Annotated in this window: 16 protein-coding genes; 13 read left to right on the top strand and 3 right to left on the bottom strand. The window is 31.2% G+C overall.

What is annotated here, in order from left to right; genetic code table 11:
• Positions 1-31 precede the first annotated feature (31 nt).
• Entirely contained in the window at positions 32-904 is an 873-nt protein-coding gene (locus FHG05_RS10110) for a helix-turn-helix transcriptional regulator (RefSeq protein WP_140997906.1), read from the bottom strand.
• Between the two features lie 229 nt (positions 905-1,133).
• On the opposite strand from FHG05_RS10110, the gene hemA reads away from it, so the two are divergent.
• Genes hemA through FHG05_RS10070 form a run of 8 tightly spaced genes read left to right on the top strand, consistent with a single transcriptional unit; the run spans position 1,134 to position 9,554 of the window.
• On the top strand, positions 1,134-2,381 hold the full coding sequence (gene hemA, locus FHG05_RS10105; protein WP_140997905.1) for a glutamyl-tRNA reductase: 1,248 nt from the start codon (positions 1,134-1,136) through the stop codon (positions 2,379-2,381).
• 10 nt (positions 2,382-2,391) lie between these two features.
• Positions 2,392-3,312 (top strand): hydroxymethylbilane synthase, encoded by a 921-nt coding sequence (gene hemC, locus FHG05_RS10100; protein ID WP_140997904.1) that lies wholly within the window; start codon positions 2,392-2,394, stop codon positions 3,310-3,312.
• A 14-nt stretch (positions 3,313-3,326) separates the two neighbouring features.
• Positions 3,327-5,069 (top strand): TrkH family potassium uptake protein, encoded by a 1,743-nt coding sequence (locus FHG05_RS10095; RefSeq protein WP_140997903.1) that lies wholly within the window; start codon positions 3,327-3,329, stop codon positions 5,067-5,069.
• Positions 5,070-5,080: 11 nt separating this feature from the next.
• Complete coding sequence (locus FHG05_RS10090) at positions 5,081-5,797, top strand: potassium channel family protein (RefSeq protein ID WP_140997902.1); 717 nt, start codon at positions 5,081-5,083, stop codon at positions 5,795-5,797.
• Positions 5,798-6,469 (top strand): uroporphyrinogen-III synthase, encoded by a 672-nt coding sequence (locus FHG05_RS10085; protein ID WP_140997901.1) that lies wholly within the window; start codon positions 5,798-5,800, stop codon positions 6,467-6,469.
• A gap of 57 nt (positions 6,470-6,526) precedes the next feature.
• Positions 6,527-7,552: a uroporphyrinogen decarboxylase gene (hemE, locus tag FHG05_RS10080; protein ID WP_140997900.1), complete on the top strand. Its 1,026-nt coding sequence runs from the start codon at positions 6,527-6,529 to the stop codon at positions 7,550-7,552.
• 60 nt (positions 7,553-7,612) lie between these two features.
• On the top strand, positions 7,613-8,515 hold the full coding sequence (hemF, locus tag FHG05_RS10075; RefSeq protein WP_140997899.1) for an oxygen-dependent coproporphyrinogen oxidase: 903 nt from the start codon (positions 7,613-7,615) through the stop codon (positions 8,513-8,515).
• Positions 8,516-8,525: 10 nt separating this feature from the next.
• Positions 8,526-9,554: a DUF4421 family protein gene (locus FHG05_RS10070; RefSeq protein WP_140997898.1), complete on the top strand. Its 1,029-nt coding sequence runs from the start codon at positions 8,526-8,528 to the stop codon at positions 9,552-9,554.
• 60 nt (positions 9,555-9,614) lie between these two features.
• Here FHG05_RS10070 and FHG05_RS10065 read toward each other — a convergent pair whose 3' ends face one another.
• Positions 9,615-11,450: a hypothetical protein gene (locus FHG05_RS10065; RefSeq protein WP_140997897.1), complete on the bottom strand. Its 1,836-nt coding sequence runs from the start codon at positions 11,448-11,450 to the stop codon at positions 9,615-9,617.
• A 2-nt stretch (positions 11,451-11,452) separates the two neighbouring features.
• On the bottom strand, positions 11,453-12,088 hold the full coding sequence (locus tag FHG05_RS10060) for a hypothetical protein (RefSeq protein ID WP_140997896.1): 636 nt from the start codon (positions 12,086-12,088) through the stop codon (positions 11,453-11,455).
• A 151-nt stretch (positions 12,089-12,239) separates the two neighbouring features.
• Between FHG05_RS10060 and hemB the strand changes: the two genes are divergently transcribed.
• From hemB to FHG05_RS10035, 5 genes are all read left to right on the top strand, one after another.
• A complete protein-coding gene (gene hemB / locus FHG05_RS10055; protein WP_140997895.1) occupies positions 12,240-13,229 on the top strand; it encodes a porphobilinogen synthase in 990 nt (329 codons plus the stop codon).
• An 82-nt stretch (positions 13,230-13,311) separates the two neighbouring features.
• Entirely contained in the window at positions 13,312-14,364 is a 1,053-nt protein-coding gene (locus FHG05_RS10050; protein WP_140997894.1) for a CNNM domain-containing protein, read from the top strand.
• Positions 14,365-14,469: 105 nt separating this feature from the next.
• Positions 14,470-15,582 carry a DNA-processing protein DprA gene (gene dprA / locus FHG05_RS10045; RefSeq protein WP_140997893.1) on the top strand — a complete coding sequence of 371 codons (1,113 nt, stop codon included), beginning with the start codon at positions 14,470-14,472 and terminating at the stop codon, positions 15,580-15,582.
• Between the two features lie 97 nt (positions 15,583-15,679).
• A complete protein-coding gene (locus FHG05_RS10040) occupies positions 15,680-18,256 on the top strand; it encodes a phosphoenolpyruvate carboxylase (RefSeq protein ID WP_140997892.1) in 2,577 nt (858 codons plus the stop codon).
• Positions 18,257-18,290: 34 nt separating this feature from the next.
• Positions 18,291-18,956 carry a hypothetical protein gene (locus tag FHG05_RS10035; protein ID WP_140997891.1) on the top strand — a complete coding sequence of 222 codons (666 nt, stop codon included), beginning with the start codon at positions 18,291-18,293 and terminating at the stop codon, positions 18,954-18,956.
• Positions 18,957-19,081 lie beyond the last annotated feature (125 nt).

Genomic DNA, 19,081 nt, shown 5'->3' with positions numbered 1-19,081 from the left:
TTCTATATTGGGTAAATCGATGATAAAATGATTACACATTTAGATTCAAATTCATCAAATATTTTTTAGGTGTAATCCCAAATTTCTTTTTAAATGCGGCTATAAAATGACTGGAAGTACTGTATCCTACTTTTAACCCAACTTCATTGACATTATAGGAACCTGAATCGAGCATCTTTCGAGCATATTCCATTTTATAGTCAAATAAAAAACTGTAGACACTATCACCGTAAATTTGCTTGAAACCTACTTTTAACTTTTTTAATGTTAACCCAACTTGGTCGGCTAACTCTTGCAAACCAGGTGGTTCAGCCATATTATTAATAACTACCTCTTTTGCTTTCTTTATTTTTAAGACATTTTCTTCGTCTATTAAAAAAGGACAGTGCTCTGCATTGGGGTCTTCATTTTGATTGAAATACAAACTCATTAGTTCATACCCTTTCCCTTTGAGATACAAATTTTTAATGGAAGAATTTTGATTGTAGTGGAAAATTTGATTGAGTACAATAGCCATAGATGGACTAATATCTTCTTCTCCGTAATATTTCTTATCTAAATTTTCTTTACTTAAAAAAGGAATTACATCTGCTTCATTAGAAAATAAAGCATGGAATTTTTTAATAGAAATAAGCATCGATATAATCCACGATTTCGGACTTACTTCGAGATGAAGTGGTAATTCTTTTTGAGGATTATAAAGTAGTAATGACTTTTCTTCATTCAAATCCAAAGCATAAGTGCCTTGATTAAAAATAAATTTTGCTTTTCCTTTTACATTAAAGTGAAATTGAATCAAACCTGTTTTTACCTGTTTTTCAATACGTTCCATAGTATCGGAATCATTTTGAAAACGCAATAAAGTAAAGTCTGTTTCAATTTTTATTTCTTCAAATGAACTCATAGCGTTGTTTTTTGAGTTATTAAAGCCAATTTAAAATTTGAACTTATTTAGATTGGTTATAAATAAAAAAGTTCTCGTGAACCAATTTTACTACAAAAATAGCGTAAATACTAAAAACAAATCATAAATTTTACAAAAAATCTGCAATCGACACAAAAAGTCCTTTGAGCGTTATTTTTAAAAACACTTCTATACTAATTTTGTTTTTCTATAAGGGAAGTAGAATTTTATGGAGAACTTTACAGGAGTCAAACACACTAGTTTTTACGCAATTGGTCTCAGCTATAAAAAAGCAGATGCCGAAATGAGAGGTAAATTTAGTTTGAATGAAACAACTAGAATTGATTTATTAAAGCAAGCCAAAGAAGAACATATTGAAAGTTTGTTTGTAATTTCTACTTGTAATCGAACCGAAATTTATGGCTTTGCAGAACACCCTTTCCAACTTATCAAATTACTTTGTGATAATAGTTTAGGAACTGTTGAAGATTTTCAAAAAATAGCTTACGTATATAAAAATAAAGAAGCTATAACGCATTTATTTCGAGTTGGAACAGGTTTGGATAGTCAAATTTTAGGGGATTTTGAAATTATTTCACAAATAAAAATTGGTTTTACAGAAAGTAAAAAAATTGGTTTAGGAAATAGTTATATTGAACGCTTAGTAAATGCTGTTATTCAAGCTAGTAAAAGAGTAAAGAATGAAACTCAAATTAGCTCAGGTGCTACTTCTGTCTCTTTTGCTTCTGTTCAATATATTATGAATACGATTACCGATATTGGTTCGAAAAATATTTTGCTTTTTGGAACAGGTAAAATTGGTAGAAATACTTGTGAAAATTTAGTAAAACATACTAAAAACGACCATATCGTTCTTATCAATAGAACCAAAGAAAAAGCAGAAAAAATAGCAGGTAAATTTAATTTGCTGGTAAAAGATTATGCTGATTTACAATTAGAAATTCAAAAATCTGATGTTTTAGTAGTAGCAACAGGTGCCCAAAATCCAACCATTGATGCTAAAATTTTAAATCTAAAAAAACCATTGCTTATTTTAGATTTGTCGATTCCAAAAAATGTAAATGAAAATGTTACGGATATAGAGGGTGTTTCTTTGGTTCACTTGGATTATTTATCTCAGGTTACAGATGAAACAATTGAAAAAAGGAAAGCTCATATTCCCGCTGCAGAAAAAATTATAAACGAAATTGTAGAAGAGTTTATCAATTGGTCTAAAGCACGCAAGTTTGCGCCCACTATCCATTCTTTAAAAGAAAAATTAGCAGATATTAAGAATTCAGAATTAAATTATCAAAGAAAAAAAATGGATAATTTTAATGAAGAGCAAGCTGAAATTATTAGCAACCGCATCATTCAAAAAATCACTACTCATTTTGCCAATCATTTGAAACATGAAAACACCATGGTGGATGAAAGCATTGAATGGATTGAAAAAGTCTTCCGGTTAAACCCATAAATTACTTCTTTTGAAAAAAACAATACGCATTGGTACCCGTGATAGTGAATTGGCTCTTTGGCAAGCACATACTGTTCAAAATCAACTTAACGCATTAGGGTATACCACAGAAATTATTGCCGTAAAATCTACTGGTGATCTTATCTTGGACAAACCTTTATATGAATTAGGAATTACAGGAATTTTTACCAAAACTCTTGATGTTGCTATGCTAAAGGGCGAAGTAGATATAGCGGTACATTCTATGAAAGATGTTCCCACAAGTTTACCCAAGGGAATTGTTCAAGCAGCGGTTTTAGAAAGAGCAAACACTTTAGATATTTTGGTTCATAAAGGAAATGTAGATTTTCTAAATACAGAAGGAGTTATTGCTACAGGAAGTTTACGAAGAAAAGCCCAATGGCTTCATCGATATCCTAGCCATACAGTTGAAGATTTAAGAGGAAATGTGAATACAAGAATGCAAAAACTACACGATCATTCTTGGAATGGTGCGATTTTTGCAGCTGCTGGTTTAGAACGAATTAATTTGAAACCAGACACATTTATCAATTTAGATTGGATGATTCCTGCTCCTGCTCAAGGCGCAATGCTTGTCGTAGCCATGGAAGAGGATACTTATACAAGAGAAGCTTTACAGCAGTTGAATCATAAAGAAACTGAAATTTGTACTACAATTGAAAGGAACTTTTTGAAAACTTTAGAAGGTGGTTGCACCGCTCCAATAGGTGCTCTAGCAACTATAGAAAAGGATTCCATTTCTTTTGAAGGTGTCTTGTTTTCTTTAGACGGAAAAGAAAAACATTACATTAAAAAAAGTTGTAATTTTGTTGATTATAAATCTTTTGGGGAAAATTGTGCCCAAATAATTTTAGAACAAGGAGGAGCCGTTTTAATGCAGCAACTTCGTTCGCAATTGAAAGTGAAATAAATCACTGCTAAAAAATGGAAAGAGAATCATTACTCAATTATATTTATAGGTTTTTTGATATTATTGTACTGCTTTTTATAGTCTTTGATTTTGGCTATGACTTTGCAGAGAATTTCAATAGTCCACATGTTATTGGGTTAATTATTCTGACCATTCTATTGTTAGTCTTTAATACTTTTAAGTTCTTTATTTATAAGTATAAAAGTAATAAAAAAGTGGCCTTAGTGAACATGATTATCATTTCACTTTTATTGGCTATATCTTTAATTATTGCTCTTTTAAATACCGATTTTAGTTACCACTACATTTTACAAAAAATCAAACCAGTTTTAGAAGGCGGTTTAATTATGTATTTCCTTCTACGATTACTAGTCTTGGTACGTCACATTTATGACATTTATTTCAATCCAGCTATTGTATTTGTAGGTAGCTTCTTAATTTTAGCTTTGTCAGGCGCTTTTTTATTAATGTTACCCAGTGCCACCACGAATGGAATAAGTTTTACCAATGCTTTATTTACAGCAACCAGTGCCGTTTGTGTTACTGGTTTAGCGGTAGTAGATACAGGAGTTGATTTTACGACTGTTGGTCAATCTATTATTTTAGTGTTGATTCAGTTGGGTGGAATTGGTATTTTAACTTTTACTTCTTTCTTTGCTTTTTTCTTTAGAGGTAGTTCGTCGTTTAAAGAAGGGCTAAATACCAAAGACTTTATTGCTCAAGAAGGCTTAAAAGATGTATTTAGAGCTGCTTTAAATGTGGTTATTTTTACGGTTAGTGTAGAGATTATTGGAGCCTTATTTATTTATTCTTCCATTGCGAATAATTATGCCATAACAAACAAATTATTCTTTTCTTTATTTCACTCGATATCAGCATTTTGCAATGCCGGTTTTTCCATTTTTTCTAATGGATTATACGACGAAAGTATTCGTTTTTATTATTATTTCCAATGGATAATTATGATACTTATTGTTTTTGGAGGATTAGGACATAATATCATTTTTAATTTTTATCGCTATTTAAAAACGTATGTTTTAGAATTATTTGATAAAAAATTGATTCACAAACAAGTCCCTGTAATTACTTTAAATACTAAAATTGTTATTTACACCACTATCATTCTTTTATTTGGGGGTTGGGTGTTTTTATTTATTTCGGAATACAACAATACCTTGCTAGAACATCCAACGGTTTTTGGTAAAATTACTAATGCGGCTTTTAGTTCGGTAACCCCAAGAACTGCTGGTTTTAATGTAGTAGATTATACGAGTATGACGGTTCCTTCTTTATTATTTATTATTTTTTTAATGTGGATTGGAGCGTCACCTGCATCCACTGGAGGTGGTGTTAAAACAAGTACTTTTGCTTTAGCCACTTTAAATATATTTGCGGTTGCAAAAGGAAAAAGTAGAATTCAAATTTTTGGCAGAAGAATTACAAGTGAATCTACATCTAGAGCCTTTGCCATTTTATGTATTTCATTAATTGTAATTGGTATGGCAATTATGGCTTTGCTTATTTTTGAACCCAAAGACACTCCTGTATTAACGGTTGTTTTTGAATGTTTCTCAGCATACAGTACCGTAGGTTTAAGTTTAAATTTTACACCTACCTTATCGGAACCTAGTAAATATGTGATTATTGCGGTAATGTTTATAGGACGAATAGGAATGCTCAATTTAATGATTGGTTTACTTAGACAAATGAACCATCAATTTTATGAGTATCCCAAAGAAAATATTTTGATTAACTAAAAAAATTTCAAATGAAAATAATTGTTTTTGGACTTGGAAATTTTGGAATGTCACTCGCTTTAAGTTTGACAGAAACAGGTAATGAAGTGATTGGAATAGACAAACAAATGGATAAAGTGAATTTAGTAAAAGATAAAATTTCACATGCCATTTGTATGGATTCCACCAATGAATTAGCCTATGATGCTGTTCCTCTAAAAGATTCAGATAAAGTAGTAGTAGCCATAGGTGAGAATGAAGGTGCTGCCATTATAACTACTGCGATTATTAAAAAATTAAGTGATGTGAAAATCATCAGTAGAGCGTTGTCTCCCATACACGATACAGTTTTGGAAGCCATGGGTATTTACAGTATCATTCATCCCGAACAAGATTCTGCAGATCGTTTAACCAAACAAATTAATTTTAAATCTACTTTAGAAAATTACCAATTGGATAACAATTTTACAATTTCTGAAGTACGTGCTAAAAAAGAATTTTATGGCAAAACTTTAGGCGAATTAGACTCTGTAGACAAGTATAGCTTAACATTAGTTACTATCATTCGTAAGAAAGAAAAACGTAACTTAATTGGTAAAAAAACAATAGTGAAGGAATCTATTGGAAGACCTAATCCAGAAACGATTGTGAAAGAAGATGATATTTTAGTGGTTTACGGAAACAACAAAGACATCGAAAATTACTGTATGGGTCAAGAAGAATATGATTTGAGAAATAAAAAAATATAAATGGTTATTTTAAGTACAAAAGAACTTAACAAAAAACAACTTGCTTTATTTGATCAAAAAAAATTTGCACTCATTCATGCCGACTTTATCAAAATCAAATGGCTGAAATTTGTTGGAAATAAAATTAATGAATGCCTTATTTTTACGAGTAAAAATGCTGTTAAGAGCGTTTTAAAAAGTAAAAATATTGAAGCCTTAAAAGATAAAGATTGTTTTTGTGTAGGTGAAAAAACAAAAAAACTTTTGGAAACAAATGGATTTCATGTAATACGTCATGAAAAAGATGCCAATACTCTAGCCGAAACCATTTGTGAAAAGTACTTTCAAAAAACATTTACTTTTTTCTCTGGAAACTTGCGCAAAGAGATTTTACCCAAAAAACTTTTAGATAAAAAAATTCGATTAGAAGAAATTACCACCTATAAAACAATTTTGCAACCCAAACGAATTGTTTTGGAAACAGCTGCCATTTTATTTTTTAGTCCATCTGCTGTAGAAAGTTTTTTGGAAAAAAACACCATTCAAAATCAAGTTTGTTTTTGTATTGGAAATACTACAGCTCAAAGCTTAGAAAAAAACAGTACTTCTATAGCGACTGATAAAATTATTATTGCCAATGAACCTTCTGTTGAAAGTGTAATCGAAGAGGTAATACATTATTATAATTCTTAATATTAATAGAATCTTTAGAATCAAAACCAGAATCAGATATTTAAAAAATAAAAAATAATGATAAAAAACGATTTGTTTTTAAAAGCCTTAAATAATGAAACAGTGGAGCGCCCACCTGTTTGGATGATGCGTCAAGCTGGTAGATATTTACCAGAATTTATGGCTATCAAAGAAAAATATGATTTCTTCACCCGTTGTAAAACTCCTGAATTAGCATCAGAAATTACAGTACAACCTATTCGCATTATAAAACCAGATGCAGCTATCTTGTTTTCAGATATTTTAGTGGTACCGCAAGCAATGGGAATACAAGTGGAATTACAAGATAATATTGGTCCTGTTTTACCAAATCCAATTCGTAAAGCGAGTGACGTAGATAACGTTTTTATCCCAGATATTAATGAAACTTTGGGTTATGTTATGGATGCCATAGACATGACTCGTGAAAAGTTAGACAATGAAGTTCCTTTAATCGGTTTTGCAGGCTCTCCATGGACTATTTTCTGTTATGCAGTAGAAGGAAAAGGTTCCAAAAGTTTTGATAAAGCCAAAGGTTTTTGTTTTTCAAACCCAGTTGCAGCACATCAATTACTACAAAAAATTACAGATACTACAATTCTTTATTTAAAAGAGAAAGTAAAGCATGGTGTAAATGCGGTTCAAGTTTTTGACTCTTGGGGTGGAATGCTTTCACCTGCAGATTATACCGAATTCTCATGGTACTATATTAACCAAATTGTAGAAGCTTTAGCCGATGAAACTAAAGTAATTGTATTTGGTAAAGGATGCTGGTTTGCTTTAAATGATATGTCAAAATCCAAAGCAGCTGCCATTGGAGTAGATTGGACATGTTCTCCAAGAAATGCTAGATATTTAACAGGTGGAAAGAAAACGTTACAAGGAAATTTTGATCCTTCGAGATTATTATCTCCAATTCCTGTGATTAAGAAAATGGTGCACGAAATGATTGACGAATTTGGAAAAGACAATTATGTAGTAAACTTAGGCCATGGTATCTTACCAAATATTCCAGTGGATCATGCAAAAGCCTTTGTGGAAGCGGTTAAAGAGTATAAACAGTAGGCAGTTTCAGTCTCAGTAATCAGATACTGCGACTGAAAATTGCGATTGAAAACTGAGAACATGAAAAATAAATTTTACGCATACATACAACATTTACAAGATCAAATTTGCAAAGGTTTAGAAAAAGCCGATGGAAATGCATTTTTTAAAGAAGATTTATGGACAAGACCTGAAGGTGGTGGTGGAAGAACTCGTGTGATTGAAAACGGTACTGTTTTTGAAAAAGGAGGTGTTAATATTTCTGCTGTTCATGGAAAATTACCCGATTCAATGCAAAAATTGTTCAATGTAGGTGAAGCTGATTTTTTTGCTTGTGGATTAAGTTTAGTCATTCATCCTAAAAACCCAATGGTTCCAACCGTTCATGCAAATTGGAGGTATTTTGAAATGTATGATGAGCATGGAACTATTATCAACAGTTGGTTTGGTGGCGGTCAAGACTTAACCCCTTATTACCTTTTTGAAGAAGATGCTATTCATTTTCATCAAACTTGTAAAACCGCTTGTGACAAACATGATCCAACTTTCTATCCAAAATTTAAAAAACAATGTGATGCGTATTTTTGGAATGCGCATCGTAATGAAGCTAGAGGAATCGGTGGTTTATTTTTTGATTATTGCAAAGAAACGGAGACCTTTTCTATGGAAAATTGGTATGCGTTTGTAACCGAAGTTGGAAATAGTTTCCTAAGCGCTTATTTACCTATTGTTGAAAAAAGAAAAAATCTAAGTTATACTCACGAACAAAGAAACTGGCAAGAAATTCGTCGAGGTCGTTATGTTGAGTTTAATTTAGTACATGACAAAGGTACTTTGTTTGGGTTGAAAACAAATGGTAGAATTGAGAGTATTTTAATGAGTTTGCCTCCTCATGTACAATGGGTTTATAATTACCATCCGAAAGAGGGAAGCAACGAAGCAAGACTAATTGAAGTACTAGAAAATCCGAAGGATTGGATATAAAAAGAAGCAATTGAAATTCTATTTTGGCTTCATATTAATACTTTGTTTTCGTCTTTATGCTCAAGATGAAGGGGCAATTTTACACGCAAAAAACCACAAATACAATCCAGAATATCGCATAAATTACTTCGATAAAATGATTTTCAAAATAGATTTGAATAGTGATGTAGACAACTATTCCATTCCTAATTTGAATCGCGCATTTGGAAACGAAAGTAAATTTGTTCCCAACCAAAAAACAAAACTGCGTTTTTCATTTGATTATAAATTCCTAGGCCTTTTCATTTCTTATTCGCCCAATTTTTATGCGAAAGATGAATCCGTTTATGGCGAAACCAAAACCTTGGATTTAAGTTTTAAATTTTTTTATACCGATCGATTGCGACAGGAAGTCGATTTTAAAAATACACGTGGGTTTTATGTAGAAAGTCCACTACAATCTACTCCTTTAGATGTTTATCCTCAACTAGAAATTCGAACTATTGGTGGAAAAACATTTTACATAATGAATAATAATTTTTCATATCGGGCGTTTGAAAACATGACTGAAAGGCAAGTTAGAAATGCAGGAAGTTTTATCCCTTCTATTGGTTATTATTTCAATACATTAAAATCGAAAAGAGTGGATGAAAAGGAGAAATCATTGTTGAAAGTGTATTCGTTTGATGCTTTGTTTCAATACGGTTACATGCATAATTTCATATTAAGTAGAAAATGGTTTGCCACTTTAGGAGCACATCCAGGAATCGGATTAAATAATTCAAGAAGTTATTATTACGAAAAGGCAACCGATGAACAAACCATCATAAAATCTCTTAATATGAATTTTAATTTGGATTTAAATTTAGCATTAGGATATAATAACAAGAATTTATTTGGTGGGTTTAAAGTAAATTTTAGAGATTATCAATACGACAATTCCAAAACCGCTGAATTAATTAACTCCAAATTGTATATCGATTTTTTTGTAGGCTATCGTTTTAAAGAAAATAAGAAAATAAAAAAAGTATTTGAATTACTTGAAAAGAAAATATTCTAAAAAACAAAACCGTATTTGTTTAATGACAAATACGGTTTTTAGCTTTTACTACATTCTATTTTAATTATTCAAAATAGAAATTAAATCTAAGGTTTGTAAAATGATGTTTTTATCGGCAGCTGAAGAATGCAAACTCATCTCAATTTGTAATTTGTTGTTTTCAATCTTCTTAGACGATTGAAACTGTAACGTTTCAAATTGCTCACTTACTTTGTGCATCTTATCCTTATCTTTATTAGAATGTTCTTTGGCTGCTAATTGTGCCATCAAATCTTTCATGTTTAAGTTACCAAAGGCAAAATTGTACTTCATTTGTTGTTTGAATTGCGAACTAAGTGAAGCATTCGGTCGATTGATGTAGTTAAATCCATTGGTTATTACCATAACATCTCCATCTTTTAGAATTCTTAAATCTCCTAACTCATTTTCTACACCTCTAACCTTATAATAGTTGTTTTCTTTTATAAGACCTCCTTTTCTTTCAGCTAAATTCAACAACTTTTGACCCATTGTTTTGTGTGTGGAAGTACATACAAATGTAAAAATGGGAGTATTCCTTGTATCTGTTTTTTCAATTGCAGTCTCTTCATAATTTTCATCATATTCATAGGAAGTGTACGTATATTCAGTTTGTGAAATATCATGCAAGAAAAATGTAAAATCACCATCCATTAAAGAAGCAATTGCTTTTTCATCTAACAGTGTTCCTATAAAATCAGTTAGTAATTCTAAATCTTCTCTTTGCAAGAATTTATTCTCTGGATACATTTGTGCCGTAATCGCTGGAAAACCATTTAATGCTTCTTCCGAATTAATATGATAACTCATATAAGCTAAAGGCGCTTCATTTGGAAAATACTTAAAAATATTCTTGTTTACTTTTCTATTGACTACTTTTTTCATAAGAGAAGCTAACGGACTGGAATATTCTACTATTTGTTCCATTCTCGCTTGGTCATTATCAAAATACATATTAAAATTAACTCCTTTAATAAAACTATCAATATCATCTGTACTAAAATCTCTAGATCCTTTTGCTATCGATTGTATAATGCCTGAAAAATCTTTTATAGAATTGAAAACAGATTGATAATTTATCCAAGCCGAAATATCTGCTTTAGTTGTAATTTTATCGGATGTTGGTACGTTAAAACCATTTTCAAACAAGAAAGCAATATGTTCTTGTTGTAAAACAATGCGCTCTAGTCTTTCTGCTTCTAGTTGTTTCAAATACGCTTCATTTTCCTTTTCATAATCATAATTTTCAATGAAAACAACTGGATCTTCACCCTCTTCTTCCCATTCTGCAGGCGATTCTTCTTCTACTACAACTTCTTCTTCTATTTCTTCTGTTTCTTCCACTACAACTGGCTCTTCATAATCTGGATAGGGAATGTCATATAAATTCGAATAATTATCATGAGTTAACCTAGGTTTAAGAAACTCCATAAAAATCAAATATTCTTTATTCCATGCCATTGATACTGACTCCTTCGGATTTGTATAAACAGTATAGTTTTCATATTCAACTACAGACGGAGGTATTGAATCCTGACCTTTATTACTGATTTGATTTATGATAAAATTTTTAAGGTCTTGACTGTTTTTAATGGGAATTGTAATTTGATAAAAAGGACGACTGTCCGAAGTATAATTTCCATGAATAACAGTATTTTTATCCAAATTAACAAAAGACAAGTATTCTTTAATATTAAAATCAGATTTGGAATTGGTAATCTTTTTTAAAGCATCATGATTTAATATTTCATCTAAGGTTACTTTTTTAGAAAACTGATTTCCATTAAATTGAATAAAATAATCTAACTCATCAGGAGTAGATTGACCAAAAACAATAGTACTGGCTAATAGTAATAAAACACGCAACTGTTTTTTCATAATTATGGATTAAAATAAATTGTATTATTCATTAAAGTATTGTTTTTTAAAACATTATAAATATTATGTTTTAAAAAAACGGTTTGTTTGTTCTTTGAAACTTTACTGCTTGGATTTGAAATTTTAGAAATTTCTTTATCGAATGTATAAATTGTAGTAATATGAGCGTCTTCTAAATCCTCTTTCTTATCTTCTTTATTTACCAAATTTTTAGGAATAGGATACGAAGCAGAACGCTGAAAAAAACTTTCTTTAGAAATACTAAAATGAGTCATGGGATCATCAGTATTCATGCTGTTTAGAACCGCATTTAAAGCAATTAAGTTCTTATATTGAAAAGTAATTGTAAAAATATACGATTTGAAATTATAGGTGGTTGCAATATTGGAAACACCTTCAATTTTTGAAGCTTTTGTTCGAAAATCAACCAATTTATTTTTTATATCGTCTTCACTTGGAATACTTACTCCATCAACTTCTTCTAACCAAATTGCAGATCGCGTTCGAATCCAAGATTTTGAAAAATCTACCTTTAAACTATATTCGCCACTTTCATCACTATGATGCTTTATTCTTTCCGTTATTTCAAAGCAACTGGTTAAAAGGAAACACCCACATAAAAGTATCATTTTTTTCATTTTGCAAACTTACTATTAATAATTTAAATTTTTAAGTTTTCATTGGTATTAAAGCTTGTTAAAACCTTTATTTTAGACTAATTTCATTAACTTTGTGAACGAAATTCTTATATAGAAATACAATCATAATACTTCTAAAAAACAATATTATATGTTCCCATTACGAAGAAACAGAAGATTAAGAACTAGTGAAAACCTACGCGCGTTGGTTCGTGAAACGATACTTACACCCAATGATTTTTTAGTACCTCTTTTTGTGGTTGAGGGAAAAGGAATAAAAGATGAAATTCCATCCATGCCTAATTATTTCAGATATAGCTTAGACTTACTTGAAAAAGAGGTTAAAGAATTATGGGCGATGGGCCTAAAATCGGTTTTACTTTTCGTAAAAGTTCCTGAAAATTTAAAAGACAATAAAGGTGCTGAAGCCTTAAACCCAAATGGCTTAATGCAACGTGCTATTAAAACCATTAAAAATGCTGTTCCAGAAATGATTGTGATGACCGATGTAGCTTTAGACCCTTATTCCATTTATGGACACGATGGGATTATCGAAAACGGTCAAATTGCAAATGATAGTACTTCTAATTTTTTAGCTGAAATGGCTTTATCTCATGCGCAAGCTGGTGCCGATTTTGTAGCTCCAAGCGACATGATGGACGGACGCATTTTAGATATAAGAGAATTATTAGAAGAAGAAAACTTTATCAATACTGGAATTATGAGTTATAGTGCAAAATATGCTTCTGCACATTATGGCCCTTTTAGAGATGCTTTAGATTCTGCTCCAGTGGATTTAATTGATATTCCTAAAGATAAAAAAACGTATCAAATGGATTTTCATAATCGAACAGAAGCAATCAAAGAAACAAGAATGGATATTGAAGAAGGAGCAGATATTGTAATGGTAAAGCCCGGTATAGCTTATTTGGATATTGTTAGAGAAATTAAAAACATGTCAGAAGTACCTGTAGCAGTATATCAGGTTTCGGGGGAGTATTCCATGATAAAAGCTGCGGCTGAAAAAGGTTGGCTAGACCATGATGCCATTATGATGGAGCAAACCACCGCGATGAAAAGAGCAGGAGCAGATATCATTGCGAGTTATTTTGCAAAAGATATCGTGAAGCTATTAAAATAATGATTATTTTCTAAGAGGAATCTATTATTTAGTTTGCTTTCTCTTTTTTATTGCTTACTTTAGAATTTTAAAATTTCAATTAATGACACTATTAATTATTTACGCAGTCACTTCTATTTTCTTTTCTTTTTTGTGTTCCATTTTGGAAGCGGTTTTGTTAAGTGTTACTCACACATTTATTACCGTAAACAAACGGGAAGGGAAATCATTTGCCTTGCGTTTAGAAGCCCTAAAAAGTGATATCGACAAACCTTTAATTACGATTTTAACCCTCAATACAGTAGCACATACTGTTGGCGCTATTTTAGTGGGAGTTCAAGCAGAGAAAACATTTGGTAATGGAAATAATGCGGTTGCAATCGTTTCTTCCATTATGACCTTTTTAATCTTAATCCTGTCTGAAATTATCCCAAAAACCATTGGAGCTAAATTTTGGAAACCTTTAGCTTCTTTTACGACTAGTACCTTATATTTTTTGATGTTTCCTTTAAAGATAACAGGTATTCTTTGGTTATTGCAACTAGCTACAAAATTAATTGGCGGTTCTGGGCATGTTTCTATTTTAAGTAGGGATGACTTTACTGCTATGGCAGATTTAGCCGAAAAAGAAGGGGTTTTTAAAGAATCCGAATCTAAAGTTTTAAAAAATTTACTAAGCTTAGAATCTGTTTTTGCAAAAGACATTATGACGCCTAGAACTGTTGTAAAAATTGCCAATGGAGCAACCTCAATTGCTTCCTTTTATAATGACAATAAAACACTTCGTTTTTCTAGAATTCCTATTTACCAAAATACATCAGATAATATTATAGGTCTTGTTCTTAAAACGGATTTATTAGATGCTATCATAAACAATAATAGTGAGGCTACACTCGAATCCATAAAAAGACCTATTGTATTAACCAAAAGAAACCAACCGATTCCTCAATTATTTGAAGAATTAATCCAAAATAAAAATCACATGGCTGCAGTTTTAGATGAATATGGTTCTTTTAGCGGTTTGGTCACACAAGAGGATGTAATTGAAACGCTATTAGGTCTAGAAATTATGGACGAAAGCGATTCGGTGGAAGATCTTCAAAAATTAGCTAAAAAGAATCTTGAAAAAAGAATTGAAGCATTAAAAAAGAATTAAAATGAAAAGGTATCTAATTTAAGATACCTTTTTTTATTCGATTTGGTTATTCCAAAATTAAACCTACTTTTGTGTATTATATAAGCCATTTATTTATTACACGCCATGTTACAAAACGATTTATACTACACGCTTGCATTATTGCAAGTGGAAGGAATTGGTGATATTCTTGCCAAAAAACTAATTCAAAATTGCGGTTCCGCGGAAGCTGTTTTTAAAAGTAAAACCACAACTCTTGCTAAAATTGAAGGTATTGGTAAAAACGTATTAAAAAACCTCCAAGACCCCATCATTTTTCAAAAGACGGAAAAAGAGTTACTTTTTATCGAAAACCAAAACATTTCAACTTGGTACTATTTAGATGATCATTATCCTGAAAGACTCAACCAATGTTTTGACGCACCTGTTCTATTATTCACTTCTGGAAATATCAAGCTCAAGAATCAAAAAATAATTAGCATTGTGGGTACGCGACAAGTGACGACATATGGTTCAGAAATGACTAAAAAAATAATCGAAGAATTAATGCCTTTACAACCCATAATTGTAAGTGGCTTTGCTTATGGTGTAGATATCGTTGCACATCAAGCTGCTATGGAATTGGGTCTACAAACTATTGGTGTTTTAGCACATGGTTTAAACCAAATTTATCCCAAAAATCATAAAAAATATATGGTTAAAATGGAAGAAAATGGTGGCTTTATTACCGAATTTTGGAGCAATTCAAAACCCGATAGAGAAAATTTTGTAAAAAGAAATCGCATTGTAGCTGGAATGAGTGAAGCGACACTTGTGATTGAAAGTGCAGAAAAAGGAGGTTCTTTAATTACCGCACAAATCGCAAATGATTATAACCGAGATGTTTTTGCAGTACCAGGAAGAACTACCGATAAATACAGTCAAGGTTGTAATAATCTCATTAAAACGCAACGTGCCCATACACTTACTTGTGCTGCCGATATCCTTTATATGTTAAATTGGGAAATCAAAGCCAAACATAAAACGAATCCAAAAGCCATACAAAAACAATTATTTGTTACTTTATCGGATGAAGAACAAAAGATATACAATTATTTACAAACCCATATTTCTGAATCAATTGATACGATTGCCTTAGAATGTGCGCTTCCCGTTTTTAAAACCTCATCGATTTTATTAAATATGGAATTAAAAGGGCTAATACGGCCTTTACCAGGAAAAATATTTGAATTAATTTGAAAAATTCATAAAAAAATAACAATGTGTTTAATTTGTAACTGTGTTTGTAGGAATTCTTTAAAATTATTACCGTAAATTAGTAACAAATTTATTCGCAATGTATTCTTTACCCAAACTAGAGCGTTTTGAACAAAACGTAGCTTCCAAGTTTAATATTTACAACAGTATTTTTATCACGCTTCCTTATGATGAAATTAACAATACAGGCGTTTTATTACCGCTGTTTTCAGATGTTTGTCAGCAAGGCTATAAAAACAATCATAGTCCCGATGAGATTTTTGAAAATTTCACTTCAAAATACCTCGAAAACGCTTCTGAAAAAGAGAAGATAGATTTAATGTTTCGTTTTATTCAATATGTAGAAAGACAAGTGGTATTATTTGATGCTATTGAAGACGCAGCTTTTGATGTGGTAAACAATTTAGAAGGAAGTGGTTCTCTACGTAGTATGAAAGAAAGAGCAGAACAACGTTTTAAAAAAGAAGAATTAATTGCTTTTTTGAACGAATTTAAGGTACGAACTGTTTTAACAGCGCATCCAACCCAATTTTATCCAGGCTCTGTTTTAGGAATTATTACCGATTTAACCGAAGCGGTTAAAATTAATGATTTGAATTCCATCAAAGAATTGTTGGCCCAATTAGGGAAAACTCCTTTTATAAAAAAGGAAAAACCAACTCCTTTTGACGAAGCGGTAAGTTTAATTTGGTATTTGGAAAATGTTTTTTATCCTACCGTTGGAGAAATGATGCAATACATTCAAAAGAATATTTTTAAGAAAAAATCAGTATTGCAAAATGATATTTTAAATCTCGGTTTTTGGCCTGGTGGAGATCGTGATGGAAATCCATTTGTAACCACAGAAATCACTTTAAAAGTTGCTGACCGATTACGAACCGCTATTTTGAAATGTTATTATTTAGATATTCGAAAATTAAAAAGAAAATTGACCTTTTCAGGAGTAGAAGAAGTAATCAATGTTATCGAAAATAAATTGTATCGATCCGTATTTTATTCGGAAGGAACCGTATTCATTTCCAAAGAAGAATTATTGACCGAATTAAATAAGGTGAAAGACCTTTTGATTCACAAACACCAATCGTTGTATTTAGATGAGATTGAAGATTTACTCAATAAAGTAAGTGTGTTTGGATACCATTTTGCTACTTTAGACATCAGACAAAACAGTAAAATTCATCAGGCGGTTTTCCAAGATATTATTTCCAAAAATCCAGCCTTATTTTCAGTAAACTATAATGAATTAGATGAGGCTGCAAAAATTGAAATTTTATCTACGGTTACTGCAAATTTAAATGAAGATGATTTTTCTGAAATAGGTACCAAATCAACATTGGGTTCTATAAGAGCCATTAAAACCATTCAAGAAAAAAACGGTGAATTAGGCTGTAATCGTTATATTATTAGTAATAATGAAAGCGCTTTAAATGTGATGGAAGCCTTGTCTTTATTTCGTTTGACCAATTGGAAAAATCCTCCAGTAGATATTGTGCCTCTTTTTGAAAGTGTAGATGATTTGGAAAAGGCAGATGTTGTTATGGAACAATTGTATACCAATCCAACGTATAAAGAGCACCTAGAAAGAAGAGGAAATCAACAAACCATTATGCTTGGTTTTTCTGACGGTACCAAAGATGGTGGTTATTTAATGGCCAACTGGGGAATTTATAAAGCCAAAACGGCTATTTCAGCCATGTCTCGAAAATACAACATTAAAGTGGTCTTTTTTGATGGTCGTGGTGGTCCTCCAGCGCGTGGTGGTGGAAAAACGCATCAGTTTTATGCTTCTTTAGGCCCAGAAATAGAAAACAAGCAAATTCAATTGACCATTCAAGGACAAACGATTAGCTCTAATTTCGGCACCCTAGATTCTTGTCGTTACAACTTGGAAAATCTTTTAAGTGCTGGAGCCAACAATCAGGTTTTTCATCATGAAGAAAATCATTTGACAGGAAAAGAGAAAGAAGTGATGCAGAAACTTTCGGAAATTAGTTATCAAAAATATATCGATTTCAAAAAGCACCCAAAATTTGTTCCTTACTTGGAAAACATGAGTACCTTAAATTATTATGCTAAAACCAATATTGGAAGTCGCCCTTCGAAAAGAAAACAATCGGCCCAACTCAATTTAGACGATTTGAGAGCCATTCCTTTTGTAGGTTCGTGGAGTCAATTGAAACAAAACGTACCTGGTTTTTTTGGTGTAGGAACAGCTTTAAAATATTTTGAAGAAAATGGAAATTGGGAAGATGTTCAAAATTTATACAAGAACTCCTTATTCTTTAAAACGTTATTAGAAAATAGTATGATGGCTTTGAGTAAGTCGTTTTTCCCATTAACGGCTTATATGCAAAAAGATCCTGAATATGGTGCGTTCTGGACGATTATTCATGACGAATATTTGGAAACGAAACGATTGTTATTGAAAATATCTGGTTTTACCGAATTAATGGAAAATTATCCCGATGGAAAGGCTTCGGTAGCGATGCGTGAAAAAATTGTGTTACCCTTGCTCACCATACAGCAATATGCTTTATTAAAAATTAAAGCCTTAAAAGAGAGCGACAATCCCGATGAAAATCAAATTGCAGTTTATGAAAAAATCGTAACCCGATCGTTGTTTGGAAATATCAATGCGAGTCGAAATTCGGCTTAATTTTTGAAGTACCTTTTCTTATTAATATTGTGTTATGAGAAAAGGTACTTTTATTTTAATACTATCCTTGTTTTTTATCAATTGTAAAGAAAAGACAAAAACAATAGATAAAACCTACGAACAACTGGAAGCAGAAGTATTGTGCGATGTGTTGCCTGATATAATTAAAGATTATTACAAAAAACAACCTGTATTTCTACCTCCACCGTATGAAACACATAGTAAAATCATTTCCAAAAAGGAATTAGATAGTATAAATACTGTTAATGCAAAAGAATGGCTAAGGACAAACAATGAAATTCAAAAATATAGGTCTAATTTTATAAAACTAATACCTCAACATAAAAAAGTAACCTTTGGAATAGTTGCCTCATTACGGGGTATTTCTTCAGATGAAATTAAAGGAACCGAAAACTATTTCTTCCCTCTATATGATTCTTTAGGTACAAGAGCAGTTTATAATAGTGATTTTTTGAGTTGTTCTGTAAATATTAAAACAATTCCTGTTGATTCCATTTTTGAAGGAGAAGTTAGGAATAATACTAGTTTAGCAGTTATTAGTTTAAGTAGGGTTTTAATAGACAAACCACAAGAAAACGCTTACTTAGAGGTTTTTGACTATTTTAATCGAAAAAAAGTTTTTTGTTTTTATTCAAATAAACAAAAGGAATGGGTTATAAAGGAAATCATAAAGGAATAAAAAAAGCAGCTCAATTTAGACTGCACCCAAAAAGTTAGACAAATTTAAACTTAATTTTGATAATAATGAGCTCGATATTTTATCGGGCTCATTTTGTTTAGATTTGATTTAATTCTTTCGTTGTT

Source organism: Flavobacterium profundi (assembly GCF_006491645.1).
GTDB lineage: Bacteria > Bacteroidota > Bacteroidia > Flavobacteriales > Flavobacteriaceae > Flavobacterium > Flavobacterium profundi.
This window is presented reverse-complemented; position numbering and strand designations above follow the sequence as displayed.

Bases quoted from the DNA above. Each gene is read 5' to 3' on its own strand.
- hemB (WP_140997895.1), top strand. From the start codon at position 12,240: ATGTTCCCATTACGAAGAAACAGAAGATTAAGAACTAGTGAAAACCTA.
- FHG05_RS10085 (WP_140997901.1), top strand. From the start codon at position 5,798: ATGGTTATTTTAAGTACAAAAGAACTTAACAAAAAACAACTTGCTTTA.
- FHG05_RS10095 (WP_140997903.1), top strand. From the start codon at position 3,327: ATGGAAAGAGAATCATTACTCAATTATATTTATAGGTTTTTTGATATT.
- hemF (WP_140997899.1), top strand. From the start codon at position 7,613: ATGAAAAATAAATTTTACGCATACATACAACATTTACAAGATCAAATT.
- hemE (WP_140997900.1), top strand. From the start codon at position 6,527: ATGATAAAAAACGATTTGTTTTTAAAAGCCTTAAATAATGAAACAGTG.
- FHG05_RS10040 (WP_140997892.1), top strand. From the start codon at position 15,680: ATGTATTCTTTACCCAAACTAGAGCGTTTTGAACAAAACGTAGCTTCC.
- FHG05_RS10060 (WP_140997896.1), bottom strand. From the start codon at position 12,088: ATGAAAAAAATGATACTTTTATGTGGGTGTTTCCTTTTAACCAGTTGC.
- hemA (WP_140997905.1), top strand. From the start codon at position 1,134: ATGGAGAACTTTACAGGAGTCAAACACACTAGTTTTTACGCAATTGGT.
- dprA (WP_140997893.1), top strand. From the start codon at position 14,470: ATGTTACAAAACGATTTATACTACACGCTTGCATTATTGCAAGTGGAA.
- FHG05_RS10090 (WP_140997902.1), top strand. From the start codon at position 5,081: ATGAAAATAATTGTTTTTGGACTTGGAAATTTTGGAATGTCACTCGCT.
- FHG05_RS10110 (WP_140997906.1), bottom strand. From the start codon at position 904: ATGAGTTCATTTGAAGAAATAAAAATTGAAACAGACTTTACTTTATTG.
- FHG05_RS10065 (WP_140997897.1), bottom strand. From the start codon at position 11,450: ATGAAAAAACAGTTGCGTGTTTTATTACTATTAGCCAGTACTATTGTT.
- FHG05_RS10035 (WP_140997891.1), top strand. From the start codon at position 18,291: ATGAGAAAAGGTACTTTTATTTTAATACTATCCTTGTTTTTTATCAAT.
- FHG05_RS10050 (WP_140997894.1), top strand. From the start codon at position 13,312: ATGACACTATTAATTATTTACGCAGTCACTTCTATTTTCTTTTCTTTT.